This is a genomic window from Photobacterium sp. CCB-ST2H9 (assembly GCF_023151555.2).
In the GTDB taxonomy this organism is placed as follows: Bacteria; Pseudomonadota; Gammaproteobacteria; order Enterobacterales; family Vibrionaceae; genus Photobacterium.
This window is the reverse complement of the sequence record NZ_CP100426.1, coordinates 167759-185718: the sequence shown is the minus strand read 5'-3', so window position 1 is coordinate 185718 and position 17960 is coordinate 167759. Positions and strand designations below refer to the sequence as shown.

General features: G+C 49.6%; 23 protein-coding genes. 10 read left to right on the top strand and 13 right to left on the bottom strand.

Features of this window, described 5'->3' with window-relative positions; all coding sequences use genetic code 11:
• Positions 1–13: 13 nt before the first annotated feature.
• The gene (hisC, locus tag L4174_RS17365) at positions 14–1120 is read right to left on the bottom strand and encodes a histidinol-phosphate transaminase (RefSeq protein ID WP_248142654.1); all 1107 of its coding nucleotides are present in this window, start codon (positions 1118–1120) and stop codon (positions 14–16) included.
• Between the two features lie 185 nt (positions 1121–1305).
• Between hisC and L4174_RS17360 the strand changes: the two genes are divergently transcribed.
• Positions 1306–2193, top strand: coding sequence for a LysR substrate-binding domain-containing protein (locus L4174_RS17360; protein WP_248142655.1), 888 nt, complete (start codon positions 1306–1308; stop codon positions 2191–2193).
• On the opposite strand, the gene L4174_RS17355 is transcribed toward L4174_RS17360, so the two are convergent.
• Both L4174_RS17355 and L4174_RS17350 read right to left on the bottom strand, forming a co-directional pair.
• On the bottom strand, positions 2185–3264 hold the full coding sequence (locus L4174_RS17355) for a hypothetical protein (protein ID WP_248142656.1): 1080 nt from the start codon (positions 3262–3264) through the stop codon (positions 2185–2187). The two genes, L4174_RS17360 and L4174_RS17355, sit on opposite strands and share 9 nt — an antisense overlap.
• A gap of 56 nt (positions 3265–3320) precedes the next feature.
• Entirely contained in the window at positions 3321–4367 is a 1047-nt protein-coding gene (locus L4174_RS17350) for a hypothetical protein (protein ID WP_248143343.1), read from the bottom strand.
• A 557-nt stretch (positions 4368–4924) separates the two neighbouring features.
• On the opposite strand from L4174_RS17350, the gene L4174_RS17345 reads away from it, so the two are divergent.
• The 3 genes from L4174_RS17345 to L4174_RS17335 all read left to right on the top strand — a co-directional run bounded on the left by L4174_RS17345 (position 4925) and on the right by L4174_RS17335 (position 6628).
• Positions 4925–5503 carry a glutathione peroxidase gene (locus L4174_RS17345; RefSeq protein ID WP_248142657.1) on the top strand — a complete coding sequence of 193 codons (579 nt, stop codon included), beginning with the start codon at positions 4925–4927 and terminating at the stop codon, positions 5501–5503.
• Between the two features lie 170 nt (positions 5504–5673).
• A complete protein-coding gene (locus tag L4174_RS17340) occupies positions 5674–6204 on the top strand; it encodes a hypothetical protein (protein ID WP_248142658.1) in 531 nt (176 codons plus the stop codon).
• Positions 6194–6628, top strand: a complete 435-nt coding sequence (locus L4174_RS17335; protein ID WP_248142659.1) for a lysozyme inhibitor LprI family protein — start codon at positions 6194–6196, stop codon at positions 6626–6628. The genes L4174_RS17340 and L4174_RS17335 overlap by 11 nt, the downstream gene beginning before the upstream one ends.
• A gap of 68 nt (positions 6629–6696) precedes the next feature.
• Here L4174_RS17335 and L4174_RS17330 read toward each other — a convergent pair whose 3' ends face one another.
• Entirely contained in the window at positions 6697–7149 is a 453-nt protein-coding gene (locus L4174_RS17330) for a GyrI-like domain-containing protein (RefSeq protein WP_248142660.1), read from the bottom strand.
• Positions 7150–7213: 64 nt separating this feature from the next.
• Positions 7214–7957 (bottom strand): sulfite exporter TauE/SafE family protein, encoded by a 744-nt coding sequence (locus L4174_RS17325; protein WP_248142661.1) that lies wholly within the window; start codon positions 7955–7957, stop codon positions 7214–7216.
• Between the two features lie 175 nt (positions 7958–8132).
• Here L4174_RS17325 and L4174_RS17320 point away from each other — a divergent pair, with 175 nt between their 5' ends.
• Positions 8133–8513: a PH domain-containing protein gene (locus L4174_RS17320; protein WP_248142662.1), complete on the top strand. Its 381-nt coding sequence runs from the start codon at positions 8133–8135 to the stop codon at positions 8511–8513.
• A 38-nt stretch (positions 8514–8551) separates the two neighbouring features.
• Here L4174_RS17320 and L4174_RS17315 read toward each other — a convergent pair whose 3' ends face one another.
• Positions 8552–9217 carry an alpha/beta hydrolase gene (locus L4174_RS17315; RefSeq protein ID WP_248142663.1) on the bottom strand — a complete coding sequence of 222 codons (666 nt, stop codon included), beginning with the start codon at positions 9215–9217 and terminating at the stop codon, positions 8552–8554.
• A 115-nt stretch (positions 9218–9332) separates the two neighbouring features.
• Here L4174_RS17315 and L4174_RS17310 point away from each other — a divergent pair, with 115 nt between their 5' ends.
• Genes L4174_RS17310 through L4174_RS17300 form a run of 3 tightly spaced genes read left to right on the top strand, consistent with a single transcriptional unit; the run spans position 9333 to position 11535 of the window.
• Positions 9333–10085 carry a CPBP family intramembrane glutamic endopeptidase gene (locus L4174_RS17310; RefSeq protein WP_248142664.1) on the top strand — a complete coding sequence of 251 codons (753 nt, stop codon included), beginning with the start codon at positions 9333–9335 and terminating at the stop codon, positions 10083–10085.
• Between the two features lie 22 nt (positions 10086–10107).
• The gene (locus L4174_RS17305) at positions 10108–10743 is read left to right on the top strand and encodes an HAD hydrolase-like protein (RefSeq protein WP_248142665.1); all 636 of its coding nucleotides are present in this window, start codon (positions 10108–10110) and stop codon (positions 10741–10743) included.
• 27 nt (positions 10744–10770) lie between these two features.
• On the top strand, positions 10771–11535 hold the full coding sequence (locus tag L4174_RS17300) for a class I SAM-dependent methyltransferase (protein ID WP_248142666.1): 765 nt from the start codon (positions 10771–10773) through the stop codon (positions 11533–11535).
• A gap of 47 nt (positions 11536–11582) precedes the next feature.
• Here the strand turns inward: L4174_RS17300 and L4174_RS17295 are convergent, their stop codons facing one another.
• Both L4174_RS17295 and L4174_RS17290 read right to left on the bottom strand, forming a co-directional pair.
• Positions 11583–11918: a tRNA-binding protein gene (locus tag L4174_RS17295; protein ID WP_371929422.1), complete on the bottom strand. Its 336-nt coding sequence runs from the start codon at positions 11916–11918 to the stop codon at positions 11583–11585.
• Between the two features lie 128 nt (positions 11919–12046).
• Positions 12047–12754 (bottom strand): AraC family transcriptional regulator, encoded by a 708-nt coding sequence (locus L4174_RS17290; RefSeq protein WP_248142668.1) that lies wholly within the window; start codon positions 12752–12754, stop codon positions 12047–12049.
• Between the two features lie 139 nt (positions 12755–12893).
• Here L4174_RS17290 and L4174_RS17285 point away from each other — a divergent pair, with 139 nt between their 5' ends.
• Positions 12894–13535: a DJ-1/PfpI family protein gene (locus L4174_RS17285; protein WP_248142669.1), complete on the top strand. Its 642-nt coding sequence runs from the start codon at positions 12894–12896 to the stop codon at positions 13533–13535.
• A gap of 63 nt (positions 13536–13598) precedes the next feature.
• Here L4174_RS17285 and L4174_RS17280 read toward each other — a convergent pair whose 3' ends face one another.
• From L4174_RS17280 to L4174_RS17265, 4 genes are all read right to left on the bottom strand, one after another.
• Entirely contained in the window at positions 13599–13934 is a 336-nt protein-coding gene (locus L4174_RS17280) for a DUF1840 domain-containing protein (RefSeq protein WP_248142670.1), read from the bottom strand.
• 11 nt (positions 13935–13945) lie between these two features.
• Complete coding sequence (locus L4174_RS17275; RefSeq protein WP_248142671.1) at positions 13946–14524, bottom strand: rhomboid family intramembrane serine protease; 579 nt, start codon at positions 14522–14524, stop codon at positions 13946–13948.
• 73 nt (positions 14525–14597) lie between these two features.
• Entirely contained in the window at positions 14598–15407 is an 810-nt protein-coding gene (locus tag L4174_RS17270) for a crotonase/enoyl-CoA hydratase family protein (RefSeq protein ID WP_248142672.1), read from the bottom strand.
• 103 nt (positions 15408–15510) lie between these two features.
• Entirely contained in the window at positions 15511–16065 is a 555-nt protein-coding gene (locus L4174_RS17265; protein WP_248142673.1) for a hypothetical protein, read from the bottom strand.
• A gap of 136 nt (positions 16066–16201) precedes the next feature.
• Between L4174_RS17265 and L4174_RS17260 the strand changes: the two genes are divergently transcribed.
• A complete protein-coding gene (locus tag L4174_RS17260; protein WP_248142674.1) occupies positions 16202–16735 on the top strand; it encodes a DUF4136 domain-containing protein in 534 nt (177 codons plus the stop codon).
• A gap of 57 nt (positions 16736–16792) precedes the next feature.
• On the opposite strand, the gene aroG is transcribed toward L4174_RS17260, so the two are convergent.
• A complete protein-coding gene (gene aroG / locus L4174_RS17255; protein WP_248142675.1) occupies positions 16793–17848 on the bottom strand; it encodes a 3-deoxy-7-phosphoheptulonate synthase AroG in 1056 nt (351 codons plus the stop codon).
• Positions 17849–17960 lie beyond the last annotated feature (112 nt).

The window sequence follows — 17960 nt, the reverse complement described above, 5'->3', positions numbered from 1 at the left end:
TTCTCATTCCCTCTTACACCGTCGTTATCTTTGTTGGATCAAATGGATAATCTTTTAACGCCTGAAGTGTTTCCGCCATACTGGCCTGCGTTCCGATTGAAATCCGCACACAGCGAGCCAATCGTGGATCATGAGCCTGATTACGGGTCACGATGCCCTTTTGCAGCAAATAATCGTAAAGGCAGTCATCCGTGTTAAACCTGACCAACACAAAGTTGGTCGAAGACGGATAAACCTGCTCCACAAAAGGTAAGGCAGATACGGCTTCTGCAAACCAGTTTCTTGTTGTAATCAAGGTGTCAGCCTGTCTGCGCATGGCTGCAAGACCCTCTTCCTGCAACGCTTTTCTGGCAATCAGTGCACTTGGATCAGCAATCGGATATGGCGGAATTAACCGGGCCACATAATCCATCACACTCTTGTCTGCCAGCACAAAACCGACCCGAATCGATGCCAGACCAAAAGCTTTTGACAATGTACGAATCACAATCAGATTGGGATAGTCTGCAATCAGGTGCGACACACTGGTCTGAGGGGCAAACTCGATATATGCCTCATCAACGACCACCAGCGTGGAGTCCTTGCCGGCTTCAAGCAGAGCGACAATGTCTTCCTGCGGGATTACATTACCTGTTGGATTATTCGGTGAACACAGAAACAGAATTTTACTGTTTTTCAGGTGCGGTTGAACGGCTGCCACGTCCAGACCAAAATCATCCGTCAGAGGTACCTTCACCGTCGTCACCGCAATTGAATCCGCACAAAACTCATACATGGCATAAGTCGGCGGACATATCACGATTTGATCGTGTCCCGGCTGACAAAAAGTACGAATCAGTAAATCAATGGCTTCATCCGCCCCGCGCACGGCCATCGTTTCACACTGCAACGCAGGGGCGCCGAAGAAAGCGCTGTCACTATATTCCAGGTAAGCCTGCTCAATGATCTGAGGCAGAAAATCAGGGTAACGATTGTAACTTGCTGATTCACCATAGCGCTCACTCTGCTCGAGTTCATTGGCATTCAGCCAGATATGTCCCTGACCGCCAATGCGTCTTGCAGACTGATATGGTATGAGATTTTTTACCACCTCTGGAACTAGTTTCGTAGCTAACGACATCACAGCACACCTCTTCGCAATGCATGAATAGCAAGCTCAAGCGCTTTATTTCGATTAAAAATTCAACCTGAGCGTCTTTATATCTTTCCTTTACATAAATTAAACAAATTAATTTGAAATAAGAATCGAAAAGTCGGCATACTAGCCATGAGAAAAATGCATAGCTAACCGAAATGGTGTCACCGATGAGATTGCCTTCAACCCGAGAGCTCCACGCCTTTCTGATCACAGCAGAACACTTAAACTTTACTGCGGCGGCAAAACACCTCAACGTCACTCAGGGTGCGGTCAGCAGACAGATCCAGACCCTGGAAGAACAGCTCAGAGTCCGCCTTTTTCAGCGACATGCCCGCGGCCTCACCCTGACGCCCAAAGGACTTGAATTTCTGCCGCTGGTCCAGCAAGTCCTGACTCAATTGCAAAAAGCCGTTGATCAGGTCTCGAATGAGAAGCAACAGATCAAGCTCAAAGCACCAAGCTGTATCACCGCCTGGCTGTTACCCAAACTGATGTCATTCCAGCAGGCGCATCCGGAGATTGATGTGGAGCTGACTTCCGCCATCATGCACAGTGTCAGTTTTGCCTCTGAGCCTTTTGACGCGGCGATCTGTTATGCAGAGCAGCCCCCGCAGAAAGACACGAAAGCATTCAGACTCTTTGATGAGTATTTATCCCCCATGTGCTCCCCTTCGCTGTTCGGCCGGGAGTCACTCCCCGTCGAACTGGACGCATTGCACAGATACACCTGGCTGCATGCAACCCCTCAGCACTCTGACTGGAAATTGTGGCTCGAACATATCGGGTATCAGGGACAGGTTGCGGTCCAGAACCAGCGTTTCGCTACGCTCGATCTGGCCGTCAGTGCTGCAATCCAGGGGTTTGGCATTGCGGTGGGTGATGTGACGCTGGCGCAGCAGGACCTGAATGCAGGCCGGTTGATCCTGCCTTACCCGCAGCGTGTACCGTCAGGAAAGTGTTATTATCTGGTTCGGCCAAACACCGCACCGAATCCTTCCCTGACGCTACTGTTCGACTGGATACTCAGTGATGTGTCACAACAGGCATTAACCTGACGCAGCACTTTCCAGAAAATTCATCCGCTGCTGTTCTGCTTTTGTTGGCACATAAGGCTCATCCGACAGCAGCGAGGTATCAATGTAGCCCAAAGGCCAGCCCGGCTGCTGACTGATACCATACTGACTTTTCTCACCGGGAAAACCGGACATTTTTTCGACCTGAAACGTCCGAAGCTCAAATTCACCAGCACCAGCAAACACCTGATGATAAGCCTGCAGAGTCATTATCTGTTCCCCTGCAGCCAGTGTTTGCTTTGCTGTTAACACAGCAACCGGCTGACCGCTGGCCGTAAACAGGTTGGCCCGGATCCGGTAAATCCCGGCTTTCTTCACGGTTAACATGACAGGAATTTCGACGTTGGCCCCGGAAATGACAGGCTTGGCCACCTGGGTCACTTCAGCAACGGGCACAAAGAATTGAAAGTCTGCGGTCAGAATGTCTGTCCCGGTCGAAAAATCCACGGTGGCTTTCGCTCTGATTTCATCCGGCCAGTGCTCCTCAGACGGAAAAACAACCTGATTCTCCAAAGTCTTCTTCCCGGTCAATCGCTGATGTGTCTGCAGATCAAACAGTTCCACCGTCATGGCGGCTACAGGTAAACCACTCTGAATACTGAGCCGGATATCCTCAGGAAAAAAATGCCGGTACTTTTTCAGCACTAATGCCGCTGAATCCTCGCCGTCCAGCACCGGAGCTTTCACCGGCATATACCGGTTGGGTTCCAGCCATTGTTTGTCTTGCGCCGTGATCGGCCGGGAATATGCCGGATAGGCCAGCTCAGCCGCATAAACCTTCGATAAGACCGCAAACTGGGTTTTCATTTCAACCGGCAACCGCAACTCTGGTTCAGTGCTCAATTCGCTGTGTTCATGATTCTCCGAAATCGCACCCCGGGTCATGGTTTCCCCCCGGGGTCCTGCTTCCTGCTTCATCTTTTCCGGCGTACGCTCAGGTGTTTCATCCGGAGTGATCTGAGTCTGAAATTGTTTTTCCGGCCACAAAGCCGCAGCTCCCCATAACAGCACGCAGCCCCCGGTCAGCGCAGCAGCGATTTTCCTTTTCTTCATAGTCACGATTCACGAAAAAAGGCTTTGGTCAGAACCAAAGCCAGAAAAAGACATGATTAAAAGTTGTATGCAATTTCAGAGATCGTTTTCGAGTCTGAACCATCGACGTAACGATAGTAGTGGCCATTGAGCCAGTACCATTCATCCGTCGAGTTCATCCGGATCACTTTGCCGTCCAATAAAGTGGCCTGAGCTGCGGCGGTCGTTACCTCCCCCTCATGCTGAGAACTGATCACCCCCCGATGACTGTAGTCCTCACCCATAAGCAGCGGATAGTGATAAGGCATGAAACGGCTCACGCCTTTCGGCTGGGTTGCCAGCTTGCCGCTGTAGGCCACATGCACTGAGCAGCTGCTGAAACCCCCGGCTTCGCTGGCTCCACAGGACGAATGGCTGGCAACCACGCCATCATCATTGCCCGGCAGGAAACCTGATGTCGCCCCCAGGTAGTCACTGCTGTCCCCGGCAAAGCGTAATCGCGGCACCCGGCTGTCAGGGAGTGCTGCAAGCTGACGGGCATTTGCAACACGCAGATCGTTGAGCACCCCGGTATTTTGACTGTCCGGTAACTCACCAAGCCAGAGCGAGAGCGCATAGCGTAGCGTTGTGTTCCAGGCTCCGCCGCCTTCGGCGACATTCACGACCAGGTCACCTAACTCAGAGCCGCCGCCGGCACCGGCAAAGTCATACGTTGCAACAATATTTAAAGGTTCCAGCCCCGCATTTGTCAGCCAGTTCGCCTGATTATCAATTAAATAGCGTGTAACCAGATCACCCGTGGAATGGGTGACAAAAACACACCCGGGCTTACACGTCCCTTTTTGTGAGAGTTCCTTAAGTTTCGGCCACAGGTAATCAGTGGAAATTTTCCCTTCGATCCGCTCATGAGACGGCCAGTCGATCCGGGCATCTGCATGGGCAAGCCAAAAATCCTGCCAGTATTCTGCACCTTCCACACCAACCTGATCCCGGTCGGGTTTCGATTTTAACTGGTCAGGCTGGAAGCCATGCACCAGTACAATGGCATAATCGTTTAGTGCCGCTTGCGCAGAGCCTGTCATGAGGACTGCTGCCAACGAAAGGTAGATTGGATGTTTCTTCATCATCGTCATTCTTCTTAATTATTCATCTGCTCAATTTGGGAAACATGATGTGCATTACGCCTCATTGCACGCCTTGAGTATTTGCCAACTCGAGCATTTTTTTACATACAAATGTTAAATAAATTGATCAATATCATGACAATTTTTAACAAATGAAAAACAAAAAAGTGCGCTAATGCGCACCTTTAAAAGGAATTCTGTTTTATTGAATGAGCTAAACTTTTGTTTAGAGGCGGATTAAAACACAAGCGTCGTTTTAAACAAAAAAATCGATAAATTTCATCTGGATTGAGCAAAAAGTGAGAATTTTATGTCCCCGAACAGCGTAGACATTCCGTATGAGTCCCTTACACGAAAAATACCAGTCTTCATTCTTGGCGCAGTCAAGACACACCCGCTTCACAGTAAATCACGCACAAACTGCCTGTGAATCAGACAGCCACATCAGAAAAATCTGCTGAATTTACTCCGTGACTATCATTCAGTGCTTAAATTGAACACAATACTGATATGAATGGTCATCAATCTGAATTGGCCGCTATGGACAGGAAATGCATATGCAACGCTCAATTGCCAGATATCTCATTAAAGCAACGCTTTTCGCCTCGTCACTGATGGCCGTTGTTCCGGCTCAGGCAGCTCGTTCAGACTGCCCCCCGTTGCTGAATTATGAAATTGGCAAACTCAACAGTACGGATACCGTTAACTTGTGTCAGCAATATCAGGGACAGGTATTACTCCTGGTCAACACGGCCAGTCAATGTGGATTCACGCCGCAATTTGAAGGTTTAGAAGCACTTTACAAGACCTATAAAGATCAAGGGTTTGCTGTCATCGGCTTTCCTTCCAATGACTTTTTTCAGGACAGAGGCACTGAAAAAAATACCGCCAAAGTATGCTACCTGGACTACGGCGTTACTTTTCCGATGATGACCCGGAGCGCAGTGCGTGGCAGTGATGCGAATCCGGTCTTCCGGCAACTCGCCGAAGACTCAGGTGTCACACCAAAATGGAATTTCTATAAATATCTGGTCGATCGTCAGGGCAAAGTCGTGACCGTCTTCGCCAGCACCACCAAACCGGACGATAAAAAACTGACTCAGAGCATTGAACGACTGCTGACTCAGCCACGCTAACAATCGTGCTTCTGGCCTGTTTCAGCTATCTTTGACGAGATCACTCGCAACAGGCCGGATTATTGCTTCATACCCCTTGTTCTTTCACGAACAACCTGCGATCGTATCGGCACACTTTCCGATTCACCATACACCCGACTATGTCAGGACACGCCATTAAAGGTTTCTCTGTGAAGGCTTCAGCCCTTTCCCTGATCACACTATTTATTTCTCTGCCCTCTCTGGCCAATCAGTCGCCGGTAAATGTCAATCTCGATCCCGGCACGAAACAACTGTGCGCACAAGCCGGAAATCTGAAACCAGAAAACCTGACAGAAGCCGACAGAATGGCCTACAACAAAGCTGTTTCAGACAATTCGCTTTATCAGATATGGGAAGTGGCAGAACAGATATCCCGCAATACCCGATACCTGCAACAACCAAAAAATGAACAGACACTGCAATTGATCTGTCAGGGCGGTTTTGCCCCGGCTGAAGTGAAATATGCCGTTCTGGATGCCTACGATCACTGGCAGCATCAGAAACCGTTTCAATTCGACTTATGTCAGTACGTGACCAGCGGAGTTGGCACCGCCTTTTGTACCAATCGCTTTGCCGGCGAACAACAACTGGCCAGAAATAATCGTCAGGAAGGGGCCATCCGCCACCTTTTCACCTTCGCAACAAACTGCCATCAAAAATGCGGTTCAAATGGCGAATGATTTTTTTGAACACAAAGCAAGGCATGAAGAATTACACAGCGGGAGCAGCCATTCCGCTTTTCGGATTGAGTCCGTTTCTGTACAAAATGACAGGTATCTCTCACAAATTATCGACACACTGTCTGGTTCAGAACCTGAAGATATTCCGGCCCTGGAGGAAGCAGATTTAACGCTGGAACAGACTTTCAGCAACCTGACGCAACGATTAAAAGCTGAACCCATTGAAGATATCAATCTTGAGGTCAGCGCTGAAGATCTTGAGAGCGTGCAGCGAGCCTGGCGAAGTTATCGCGATCAGACGGCAGCTTTGCTGACATCACTGAATCCAAACCTGACGCAGGAAGACTGGCTTGGGATATTAGCTGCCGAACGCATCCGGCAGCTCTCAGAGTTACAGGAATATCTTGATTTATCAGAGGATTAACCTCGCACTACCTTTGCAGCAAACAGACTGAATACAGGCACAACATAAGAGTCTGTTTGCTGCGAATTCTATTTCACCGGCATGCAAAAGCTGGTATCACAGATATCCTTTTCTTCATCCACACTGTGATAAAGCTCAAAGCAAGGTCTTTCTCCATCAAAACTCAGCGAGGAAACAGCCGCTAATTCCTGATTCAGTTGCTGCCAGTAAGCGCCGTACTGAGACTTATCTGTGACTTTTTCCCGCAGGGTTGCATATTCCCCCCCCGGTAAATGCATCAGCGCAACTGCACCACCCGTTATCGTTCCTTCAGGAACAGTCATCCCCACTCGGGTCCGGCATTTCTGCGCAGGGGTCGTTTCGACGTCATCCAGATAAACAAAAATACACTGACCGTCTTCAACTCCGTGCTGACCTGCCCAGGAAAACAGGGTCTGTAAAGCTGGCTCATAATTCTCGCCATACGGACCCGTCACCTCAACATAGGCCAGCCAGGCAGCAGCCAAAGTTTCCTTTTCCATGTGTTCTCTCCCTTATTCATGTCATTCCAAGTTTATGTCATCAACTTGCAGTCACTGCTTGTGATCACAGCTCAGTAGCCACTGAGATCATCATGTGGACTGCCAGTGCACTCAGTAAGATTTTCATGGCAACAATCCACATCTCATCATCTGTTCGTCGGCGAACATGGGTTCCCAGCCAGGAACCCAGAATGGCCGAAAGCATCAGGACGAGCAGCAATGGCCACTGTTCAAGATAAGCAAATCCAATCCAGCCAAACATCAGCAGTTTCAGGCCATGCGCAATAGTCATCATCATTGCCGTCGTTGCCACCAGCTGATGCTTATTCCCGAGTTTTTTCATCACCATCGGATGAAACACAGGTCCGGGAGCCCCAACCAGCAGCCCCAAAGCGCTCAAGACAAAACCTGCCATAAACATAGACTCAAACCGACTGATCCAGCCCATGAATCCTTTGTGCCAGACATTGAGCAAAATATAACTGCCGATAAACAGCGGCAGGTAATTGGTGGCTAAATGCACCACAGTCAACCCAACCAGCAAGGTACCTGTTGCTGCACCAATGAAGTAGGCCGGCAACAAATACCATGCAACTTCACGCCAGGAGAAAACAGCCCGGCTGACGTTGCTGACCATTTGCGTGACACCATGGACCGGAATGACTGCAGCAGCCGGCAGAAACAGCGGCATAAACGCAATCAGCAGCATCCCACCGCCAAAACCCAGGATGGCGGCGATCACTGAGGTCAGAATCGCGATGCTGCTCAGGCCCAGCACCGAGAGCATCGAAACCGAAAAATCAGCCAATGAGCCTCCTCCATGAAACGTCAAATCCAAGCACTAAAATACTGTTTAAATATACAGTCAAATGCCTTTCTGTCAATTCGCAACTCTGGCATCTTCTGACAAAGGCGCGTATTGTTTAAACCACGTCACATATTCCTCACCTCGCGTGAGCACACTGATATTTAAGGAAAATGACATGGGACTTCTGGATAAGCTACTTGGTAATGCAGGTGAAATGGAAAATCAGGAAGCCACTGAAGAACTCAGTGCCATCCTCGGCCCCGGTGAGGAGATCGAGCTGGCCTATAAACTGATTCGGGACATGCTGATCCTGACTGACCGACGCCTGATCCTGATCGATAAACAAGGAATGACAGGCCGGAAAGTGGAGTACCGTTCAATTCCGTACAAATCCATCACCATGTTCCTGGTGGAATCAACCGGGAATTTTGATTTGGATGCAGAGCTGAAAATCTGGGTCTCGGGCCAGCATGAGCCATTAGGTATGGAATTTGGCAGCAAAACCAACATCTACAAGCTGCAAGGATTACTGGCTGGCAAAGTGGCAGGAAAATAATCCGGCTGCCATAGCGACAGCCGGGAATACATCAATCATCATTGAATTTGCAGGGTATGCTTCAGCCAGGCCGCGATGTCTTTGACTTGCTGCATGCATACCTGATGTTCCATCGGGTACAGACGCCAGTGCGGATGAAATCCGAGCGCTTCCAAATCATCGACTGCATCTTTCCCTAACGACGGCAATACAACCGGATCATAACTGCCATGCATCACTTCGATAGGCAGATGCTGATTGGCAGGTGAAACTTCAATGCGTCTGGACGTTGGGAAATACGTCGACAGAGCCAGCAGACCTGCCAGCGGGTGCGGATACGTCAACGCGGTCTGATATGCCACTGCGCCGCCCTGAGAAAATCCGGCCAGGATGATTCTGTTACTGGCAATCCCACGGGCACGCTCGCGATCAATCAATCCGGCTATCTTTTGTGATGATTCAAGCAACTGGGCTTTGTCCAGTTTACGACCGATGCCCATTTCCAGAATATCGTACCAGGCAGGCATCACCATGCCGCCGTTCACTGTCACAGGCATTGAAGGGGCATGTGGAAAAATAAAGCGAACCGGTGCATTTGCAGGTAACTTTAATTCAGGCAGTATGGCTTCAAAATCGTGTCCGTTCGAGCCGAGCCCGTGTAACCAGATGACCGACGCTGTTGGTTTTACTCTGGGGTTCACTTCCACGCAGTCGAGAAGAGGCATGAGAATATCCTGATGAATCAAATGTATTGCCACTGTAGCCCATTACACGGATTCATGACCAGTATTCTCTTTTCATCTACAATCATGCGCACTCAAATTCATAAGAAGGACAGCGATGAATCAGGCTTTCAATGGCTCATCCAAAGATGATTTTCCTTTTTACAATAACCAGCCGACAGCGATCCGGCCGGTGTTGTGGGGGATGATCCTACTGTCCGTGTTAGCCGGTTTTGCTGTGCTCATCGCGCCTTTGCCTTTATTCTCGACACCCTTCGGACAATTTATCCCTGCAATCCTGTTTTTTGCCATACCTCTGTTCTGTCTGTCCAAAATCACACCAACGCACTGGCGTGCTATTTTCCGGCCTGTGACCCGTAATCATCTGAAGTGGATGCTCCTCATCGGCTTCCTCAACGTCATCGTCAGTGTGGTAGTTGGGCTGCTTGTGCTGAAACTCTACAGTGCCAACCCCAATCAGGCGATGGCTCACCTGGCAGATGCCGGCACCTTTGAACGATTTCTGTTTTTTCTCAAAACGCTGCCCCAGTTGTTTGGAGAAGAAGTTTTTACCATCCTGCCTTTTCTTGCGCTGATGTATGCCTTTTACACGCATGGCGCACTATCGCGGAGCCAGTCCGTGATCCTGGCATGGTTTATCACTGCGGTGTGCTTTGGTCTGGCCCATTTACCAACCTATGACTGGAATCTCGTACAGTGTCTGCTGGTGATTGGAACAGCCAGACTCTGTTTATCACTGGCTTACATAAAAACCAAAAGTATTTGGGTATCCACAGGCGCTCATATTATCAATGACTGGACCTTATTTGGCCTGACCCTCATGTTGGGACTAAATACATCCGGTTCCTAACAGACCTCACAAGGAGATGAACATGAAACACGACCATCTGGTGTTCGACCTGGACGGTACGATCAGTGACCCCAGGGAGGGAATCGTCAAATCATTCAATTACGCCTTATCCCATCATGATCTGCCCGAGCTGCCGGAAGCAACAATTGCGGCTCACATTGGCCCGCCGCTGGATAAAACCTTCATCGCACTGACGCAAACGCACGAGAAACCATTTATCGCCAGCCTGGTCGCTAAATATCGTGAGCGGTACGCAGACATGGGATATGCCGAAAATACCCTCTATGACGGCGTCAAAGAAACGCTGCTGACCCTGCACGATCAGGGCGTCCGAATGGGGATCTGTACTTCCAAGCGTGCCGACTTTGCAAAAAAAATCCTGACGTTATTTGAACTGGACAGCTGTTTCGAATTCATTAACGGCGGTGATATCGGCATTGAAAAGTGGCAACAACTGGAAGGGCTGCGGCAGCGGTACACCATTACCCAGCACGCCGTCATGATTGGTGACCGGGCCGTAGATATGAGCGCAGCCCATCACAATGGCCTGCAATCGGCCGGGGTACTCTGGGGTTATGGCTCGCAGAAAGAACTGGAACTCGAACACCCTGAATATCTGTTTGACCGTCCGGAGCAAATACTACAGTTGAATCAGTAACATGAGAATCACTCAGGGACGAGAAGAATGACGCAACCGACAGAACGCTTTTCAGACAGAGCAGACGATTACCAGAAGTACCGCCCCGGATATCCTCAGGAGGTGATCACAGCACTTCTGACAATCACAGGGGTAGATCAACGGTCTTCAGTTACAGATGTCGGAGCCGGTACAGGGATCCTCACCCGCCTCTTACTGGACAGGGGGCTTCAGGTCTGTGCTGTTGAACCCAATGATGCCATGCGACAGACTGCGGACGAGTTATTGTCCGGAGAACCCGGTTACACCAGCCTCAAAGCGCCGGCAGAACATATCAGCTTACCGGATCACTCGGTTGACCTCATTACTGCCGCCCAATCCTTTCACTGGTTTTGTAACGAAGAAACCCGGCTTGAATTTCAGCGCATTGCAAAACCGGATGCTTATCTGGCTCTGATCTGGAACAGGCGTCGGCTGACATCACCACTTCAGCAAGAATACGACGCCATGCTTCGACAATTCAGTCCAGATTATGCCCGGGTGAACCACATGAACCTGAGCGATAACGATATCAGTCAGTTCTTTGCGGCGGGTGAAATGAAACGCCTTTCCTTTGACAACAGCCAAAGCATGGATCTGGAGGCACTGATTGGCCGGGTCCGTTCGGTTTCATACTGCCCTCAGGAAGGCTCCGCCCATTACACTCAACTTATCCGTTCACTCACTCAATTACATCAGACTTATCAGGTCAACGGGCGCATCGCATTTGAATACGACACACAGCTTTACCTTGGCCATATTCATTCTCAGTAAGTTTCCACCATCAGCGGGCAGCTTTGCCCGCCGAACGGCAACGCACATCAGCCCAGCCGCGCGCCAACCGGAATGTCCTGATCCGGCACTGCCAAAACCACAGCACCATCGTCCCGATAAAAACCGGTGACCAGACATTCCGACATAAACGGGCCAATCTGCTTGGCCGGAAAATTCACGACTGCCATGACTTTCTTGCCAATCAATTCGTTTGCCTCATACAAGTCTGTAATCTGAGCACTGCTTTTTCGCTGACCAATATCCGGACCGAAGTCCAGAAAAAGCTTATATGCGGGCCTTCTGGCTTCAGGGAATGCTTCTACTGCGACGATCTGCCCTACCCGTAAATCGACTTTTTCAAAATCCTGCCATTCAATCAACATCACCACTCCGTATTGATTTCTATGTTGTTAACTGCCAACAGCATAACGCAGACAGGTATTTCAGATTTTGCCCAAAAGCCGATTCACTCTTTTGAAAAGCCGGAGTTGAATCAGAAGTATCTGCAGGCCTAACGGTGACGGATCTGTCGCGGTGTCTCGCCCCAGTGCGCAGAAAAGCGGCGGCTGAACGCAGACAGGTCGCTGAAGCCAACCTGCTCTGCGATATGCGAAACAGGCAAATCAGAATGAGACAACAGTGCTCTGGCTTTCTGCATCCGTTGCTGTTGCAGATACTGACCCGTTGTCATCCCGAGTTGCGCCTTAAACAATGCCTTATACTGACTCAGGCTCAGGCAGGCCAAAGCAGCCAGTTCGCTCAGTGGCGGAGACAGACTGATATCCCGGTTCAGCGCTTCAACAACCCGGGCAATACGAAGGTCACGAACGACATTCATCTTCTGATCCGCCAATAAGCCGGTAAACAAGACCGACAGACTTTGCACCAGTTCCGGTTGCGCAGACCGAGACAGTTGTAAATCCAGAAAATGACAATATGCGGCTAACTCCGGAGAAACCGTAAAAAGCGATCTTGGCAATTGCAACATCTCTGCTGGCAGGCGCTCTGTGTCTGCCACCAGAAAACGGCTTTTTTCATCAGCTTTAAACCCGTGGCGACTTGTTGCCGGAATGACAATACACTGCCCTGGCCCAACCTTTCCCCTGAAATCAGACATTTCCATGGTGATGTTTCCTGCCAGAGGAAACACCAGCTGATGATAGTCATGCGCGTGAGCACGCATTTCCAGAGAATAGCTTCGAATCGAGAGTCGGACCATCTTCGTCTTCTGTATAGTTGGCTCAAAAGTCAGTCTTAGCTTAACGAATATCACGCGGTTCACGAACCGAATTTTTTGAATAAGCGGCTGAAGAACTATGCTTTACGGTAAGTAAACCCTGAATGAAAGAAGCAAAGTAATGACAAAAGCCCTTGCCCCTGACAAACAGCGCGAACTCAGTATAGTGATTCCCTTATTTCCCGGTTTTAACCTGCTTGATGTCAGTGGGCCGATTACCCTGTTATGCGGACTTGAAGATGATGTCAGTATTACCCTGATCTCACAAAATGGTTTAGCTGTTGCCAGTCAGCAAGGGGTACAAGTCGTTGCGGATGCCAGCTTCAAAGATGACATGTTCTGTGATGTGCTCCTGGTGCCGGGCGGAAGTGGTGTCAAAGCCGGGCTGGGAAATGCGCAGCTTATTCAGTGGCTGCGGCATCAGGGCAGAAAGACCCGGATCCATTGTGCTGTCTGTACCGGCTCCGCGCTGCTGGCACAGACTGGATTACTGGATGGGAAATCAGCAACAACAAATAAACATCAGTATCACTGGGTAAGTGAACTGAACAGCCGTGTACTCTGGCGCCCTGTCGCCCGATGGGTACAGGATGAAAATACCTTTACTTCATCCGGTACGGCGGCAGGACTTGATATGACGCTGGGACTGATCACTTTCCTCGTTGGCGAAGAAGCGGCCCGGAAAGTGGCAATCGATGCCGAATATCTCTGGCGAAATGATCCGGATGACGATCCCTTTGCTCCGCTTCATGTCGTTGAGTAGCTATGTCATTGAGTAGCTATACCGTTAAATGCTTAGCCGTTGAATGCTTAGCCACTGAATCGCTTAGCTGTCTGATTCCCACATCACAGTGCATTCTTCCTCGATCGCTGCCTCGAGCATTTCGATCAGAGGTCTCGCCCGTGTCAGCATACTGATATCAGGCTCAGCATCATCCCAGGGATCCTTTTCTTTGTCCGCTTCCGCGGCATGTTGCGCGTCTTCCTGTGCCTTTGCCACCACCAGCGATTTCTGCAGGTTTTCAAGGGCTTTGGGCACGTCTTCAACATCAATAATGCCCGGGACGTTTTCGCAATACCCCATCATATGCAGCAGCTGTTTCGCGACATGACCAAACATCGTAATGTTGGCACTGGCTTTGCTGTGAAAAGTAATCAACATATCTTTTCCCCTCATTGTTCTACATTTGCCAGCGCACGTTGTTTATCACGTCTGGCAAACACGTAACCTGCAAATGCACCACCGATGACACCAAACAAGTGGCTTTCGTAACTGATCCAGCTGTGTGCCGGAATGATCCCCGCGAGCATCGAACCGTAAAAAAACATCACAATGATCGCAATGACAATCGACTTAATGCTTCGGCGTAATAATGCGTACACCAGTAAATATGCCCAGAGCCCGTAAATAATGCCACTTAAACCAATATGATAGTGCATTCGTCCGAATAACCAGACGCCGGCTCCGCTGATGGCCCAGCTGATCAGAAATACGGCCATTAACCGGGAAACACCTGAACGCGACACCAGATATCCCAGCGCCGCAAAAGATACAATATTGCTGAATAAATGCGCCCAGGAACCATGAATGAACGGATAAGCCACCAGACCAATAGAATGTGTGACATGTCTGGGCAGAAGACCGTAATCCATCAGATATCCGCCCATCAGCATATTCAGGACATGTACAACAAAACAGACAACAACGACAGCGCCAATAAAATTGATGGCATCTTTATCACTTTGATCCAACAGGCTTTCCTCCATATCTTCATTTAAAAAGTATAAGCCTGTTGATATCACAAGATAAGGAAAAGTTGTTGATTTACCAAAAAGACTGGCGCTTCTGATAAGCCCTGTCAGGATTATTGCGCTGACGAATACCGGCAATTTTGAAATTTTTCCCCAGGATCAGCCGTAGCTGACTGAAGGTTTCTTTGGCAAGCAAAGCTCGTTCGCTCCGGACCCAGCTCTTGTTTGTCGTGGACTTAATGGCTGCAATGGCATCCGGGGATGCCTGACACAGCTGATACGCAAATGTCTGCGCTGCACTCAAGGGATCATTGTGGATTTCTGTCACCAGACCTAACTGCTGTGCCCGTTCCCCGGAAATAATTTCTCCGGTCATGGTCAGCTTCATGGCGACATCCTTGGCAACCAGTTCACGCAGCGACAACAAACCTGCCATGTCGGGCACCAGCCCCCAGCGGACTTCCATAATCGAAAGCTCTGCGTCCGGGGTCGTGAACCGAAAATCGGCTCCCAGTACAATCTGTGTACCGCCCCCATAACAACGTCCTTCAATCACCGCAATAACCGGCACAGGAATCAGTCGCCAGTTTCTGGACACACGCTGCGCAAGGTTCGCATTCCCCGGCAGCCATTTTTTCAGCAAACCAAGTACCTTTTTCGGCGAAGTTGCCACACTTTTCACATCCAGCCCACTGCTGAAATTTCCGCCTTCTCCGGTCACAATCACGGCCCGGATGTCTTTGCGTGTCCGAAGCAAGCGGCTGACTTTATCCAGCTCCTGGAACATCAGAATATCCAGTGCATTCAGCTTTTCCGGCCGGTTCAGTGCTACCGTTACAATCCCCTCACTTTCTGTGATTTTCAGGCGTTGCCAGTTTGTCATGTTACATCCTTGTGAAATATCTGGTCAGTCCAGTTAAGTGTACAGACAGAATGAAAAAAAACATCCCGGTATTTCACAAACTCAGCTTCTGAGTCAGATGCGATTATTGAAAACCCATGATGGTTGCAAAAGACTGCCATTTTTTGTCCTGTGATGAGTACAATGGCTGATACGCATGAATCACAGCAATGATGCCGCCAGCCTGACACGCTGAGCCCTCTGTCCCGAACGATGCACTGAAAAGCGCATTCTCTGATACGTTTTCCGCACACCACTCCCCTCGCATTCGCCCATCCAGCCGATGGCAGAGTACGCTTATCTGCGCCTGATAGTCTTCATCTGAGTATCGCGTTGAAAAACACCAGGCACGCTCAAACTCAATATAACCCTCCACCGGATGAATCAGCACTCCAGGGATGAGGGAATCTTCGGGCGCATCTGCCCGGAGTGACTCTCGCCAGGACTCTCGCATGGATTCTTGTGGTGACTCTTTTGGGGAACTTAGCTGTATGACAGTCGTCTGCCGGATGAAATCACGGGAAAGGCTGATGATATCCATCGACGGGTGATGGTGCCGTTCATCAGCCGCAAACAGCTGATGCGCCAGTATCCCAGCCATGAACAGTGCCACGCCAAGGCAAACGAAAGCGCATCTCATGCGTTACTCCTGTCACGACTGTCTCAGTGCCTTGATTATAGAATCGGCGGAAACGCTATACTCAAAACAAACGATAACTGTACGGATATCCGGCGGGTACCGTTCAAATAACCTTCGGACAACGAGGACAAATGATATGCGAGCCTTACTGAGCCTTGTTCCCTGTTTCCTGATTCTGCTGGGCGGATGCAGCGCTAAAGTTGCGACTGATTACAATGCCAGCGTGGACTTCAGCCAGTATCACACTTATCAGTTCGCCGAAGTGCCTCAATCCTCGATTGTCAGCCTTGATAAGGATCGACTGGAAGAAACCATCAAACGAGAGTTACGTTATAAAGGATTGCAACCCGCTGAGGGTGAGGGAAAGGCTGATCTGACCGTAAATCCTTACATCCGGGAAATGACGGATTTCGATTCATACGGCACATCCGTCGGATTTGGTGTGGGTTACCGATACAGCAGTATTGCCTATTCAACGCCGGTACGTTTTCGTGAATATACCTACGGCAAACTGATCGTCGAGCTGATTGATAATAAAACAAATAAAGTGATCTGGCGTTCGATTTCCCGTCGGCAACTGTCAGAAAGCATGACGCCGTCAGCACGGCAGAGTTTTATTCAGGAACAGGTCGGAGAAATGTTTGCACAATACCCGCCATCGCGGGGCTGACAACAATAAAAAAGCGAGGAACCGGTCAATTCCTCGCTTTACAATCACAAAATCAGATCAGGCTCTCTGACGACGCTGCGCCACTTTATCAGCCAGTTCACGCAGAACTTGCTCAGTATCTTCCCAGCCAATACAGGCATCGGTAATACTCTGGCCGTAAGTCTCGACTTTTCCGTCAACAATATCCTGACGACCTTCCACCAGATGGCTTTCAATCATGACGCCGAAGATTGCCTGATTACCCTGAGCAATTTGCTCGCCGACATCTTCAGCAACCAGCATCTGACGTTTGTATTGTTTCAGGCTGTTGGCATGGCTGAAATCGATCATCACTTTCTGGCGGTGACCTGCCTGTTCCAACTGTTCAATCACAGCATTAACATGCGATGCGCTGTAATTCGGTTCTTTCCCGCCCCGCAGAATAATATGGCAATCTTCATTACCAGCTGTTGAAACAATCGCAGAGTGGCCAAACTTCGTCACTGACAGGAAATGGTGCGGCGCGCTGGCAGAGCCAATCGCATCCGTGGCAATTTTAATATTTCCGTCCGTTCCGTTCTTGAAGCCAACCGGACAGGAAAGACCAGAAGCCAGCTCGCGGTGCACCTGAGACTCAGTCGTCCGGGCACCAATCGCACCCCAGCTGATAAGGTCGCCCATATACTGTGGCGTGATCATATCCAGAAACTCACCCGCCGTCGGCATGCCCATATCGGTCAGATCAAGCAGCAGTTTACGTCCCATCCGCAGGCCATCGTTCAGCTGGAAGCTGTCATCCATGTATGGGTCGTTGATTAAACCTTTCCAGCCGACCGTGGTGCGTGGTTTTTCAAAATAAACCCGCATCACAATTTCCAGACGATCTTTCAGTTCTTCGCGAAGTTCCTTCAGGCGGGAGCCATATTCAAGCGCAGCTTTTGGATCGTGAATTGAACACGGACCGACAACGACAAGCAGGCGGTCATCTTCGTCATTCAAAATATCATGAATCGCTCGACGGGCCTGAAATACGGTCTCAGACGCATTTTCAGTTGCCGGATATTTCTCCAGCACAGCCACTGGCGGTAATAATTCTTTAATTTCTTTAATTCTTACGTCGTCTGTTTTATGCATACTGCTTACTTCCAATTAACATGTGCTGGCCTGATATGGTCAGTATCAGGCCGATCATCTACTCCAACAGCCATTTAACTTATCGCCTTCAACCGGCATGTGCAAACGGTAA

What these genes read in the sequence shown, in the direction of transcription:
- hisC (WP_248142654.1), bottom strand. Translation starts at nt 1,120, where the DNA reads ATGTCGTTAGCTACGAAACTAGTTCCAGAGGTGGTAAAAAATCTCATA.
- L4174_RS17360 (WP_248142655.1), top strand. Translation starts at nt 1,306, where the DNA reads ATGAGATTGCCTTCAACCCGAGAGCTCCACGCCTTTCTGATCACAGCA.
- L4174_RS17355 (WP_248142656.1), bottom strand. Translation starts at nt 3,264, where the DNA reads ATGAAGAAAAGGAAAATCGCTGCTGCGCTGACCGGGGGCTGCGTGCTG.
- L4174_RS17350 (WP_248143343.1), bottom strand. Translation starts at nt 4,367, where the DNA reads ATGAAGAAACATCCAATCTACCTTTCGTTGGCAGCAGTCCTCATGACA.
- L4174_RS17345 (WP_248142657.1), top strand. Translation starts at nt 4,925, where the DNA reads ATGCAACGCTCAATTGCCAGATATCTCATTAAAGCAACGCTTTTCGCC.
- L4174_RS17335 (WP_248142659.1), top strand. Translation starts at nt 6,194, where the DNA reads ATGGCGAATGATTTTTTTGAACACAAAGCAAGGCATGAAGAATTACAC.
- L4174_RS17330 (WP_248142660.1), bottom strand. Translation starts at nt 7,149, where the DNA reads ATGGAAAAGGAAACTTTGGCTGCTGCCTGGCTGGCCTATGTTGAGGTG.
- L4174_RS17320 (WP_248142662.1), top strand. Translation starts at nt 8,133, where the DNA reads ATGGGACTTCTGGATAAGCTACTTGGTAATGCAGGTGAAATGGAAAAT.
- L4174_RS17315 (WP_248142663.1), bottom strand. Translation starts at nt 9,217, where the DNA reads ATGCCTCTTCTCGACTGCGTGGAAGTGAACCCCAGAGTAAAACCAACA.
- L4174_RS17310 (WP_248142664.1), top strand. Translation starts at nt 9,333, where the DNA reads ATGAATCAGGCTTTCAATGGCTCATCCAAAGATGATTTTCCTTTTTAC.
- L4174_RS17305 (WP_248142665.1), top strand. Translation starts at nt 10,108, where the DNA reads ATGAAACACGACCATCTGGTGTTCGACCTGGACGGTACGATCAGTGAC.
- L4174_RS17300 (WP_248142666.1), top strand. Translation starts at nt 10,771, where the DNA reads ATGACGCAACCGACAGAACGCTTTTCAGACAGAGCAGACGATTACCAG.
- L4174_RS17295 (WP_371929422.1), bottom strand. Translation starts at nt 11,918, where the DNA reads ATGTTGATTGAATGGCAGGATTTTGAAAAAGTCGATTTACGGGTAGGG.
- L4174_RS17290 (WP_248142668.1), bottom strand. Translation starts at nt 12,754, where the DNA reads ATGGTCCGACTCTCGATTCGAAGCTATTCTCTGGAAATGCGTGCTCAC.
- L4174_RS17285 (WP_248142669.1), top strand. Translation starts at nt 12,894, where the DNA reads ATGACAAAAGCCCTTGCCCCTGACAAACAGCGCGAACTCAGTATAGTG.
- L4174_RS17280 (WP_248142670.1), bottom strand. Translation starts at nt 13,934, where the DNA reads ATGTTGATTACTTTTCACAGCAAAGCCAGTGCCAACATTACGATGTTT.
- L4174_RS17270 (WP_248142672.1), bottom strand. Translation starts at nt 15,407, where the DNA reads ATGACAAACTGGCAACGCCTGAAAATCACAGAAAGTGAGGGGATTGTA.
- L4174_RS17265 (WP_248142673.1), bottom strand. Translation starts at nt 16,065, where the DNA reads ATGAGATGCGCTTTCGTTTGCCTTGGCGTGGCACTGTTCATGGCTGGG.
- L4174_RS17260 (WP_248142674.1), top strand. Translation starts at nt 16,202, where the DNA reads ATGCGAGCCTTACTGAGCCTTGTTCCCTGTTTCCTGATTCTGCTGGGC.
- aroG (WP_248142675.1), bottom strand. Translation starts at nt 17,848, where the DNA reads ATGCATAAAACAGACGACGTAAGAATTAAAGAAATTAAAGAATTATTA.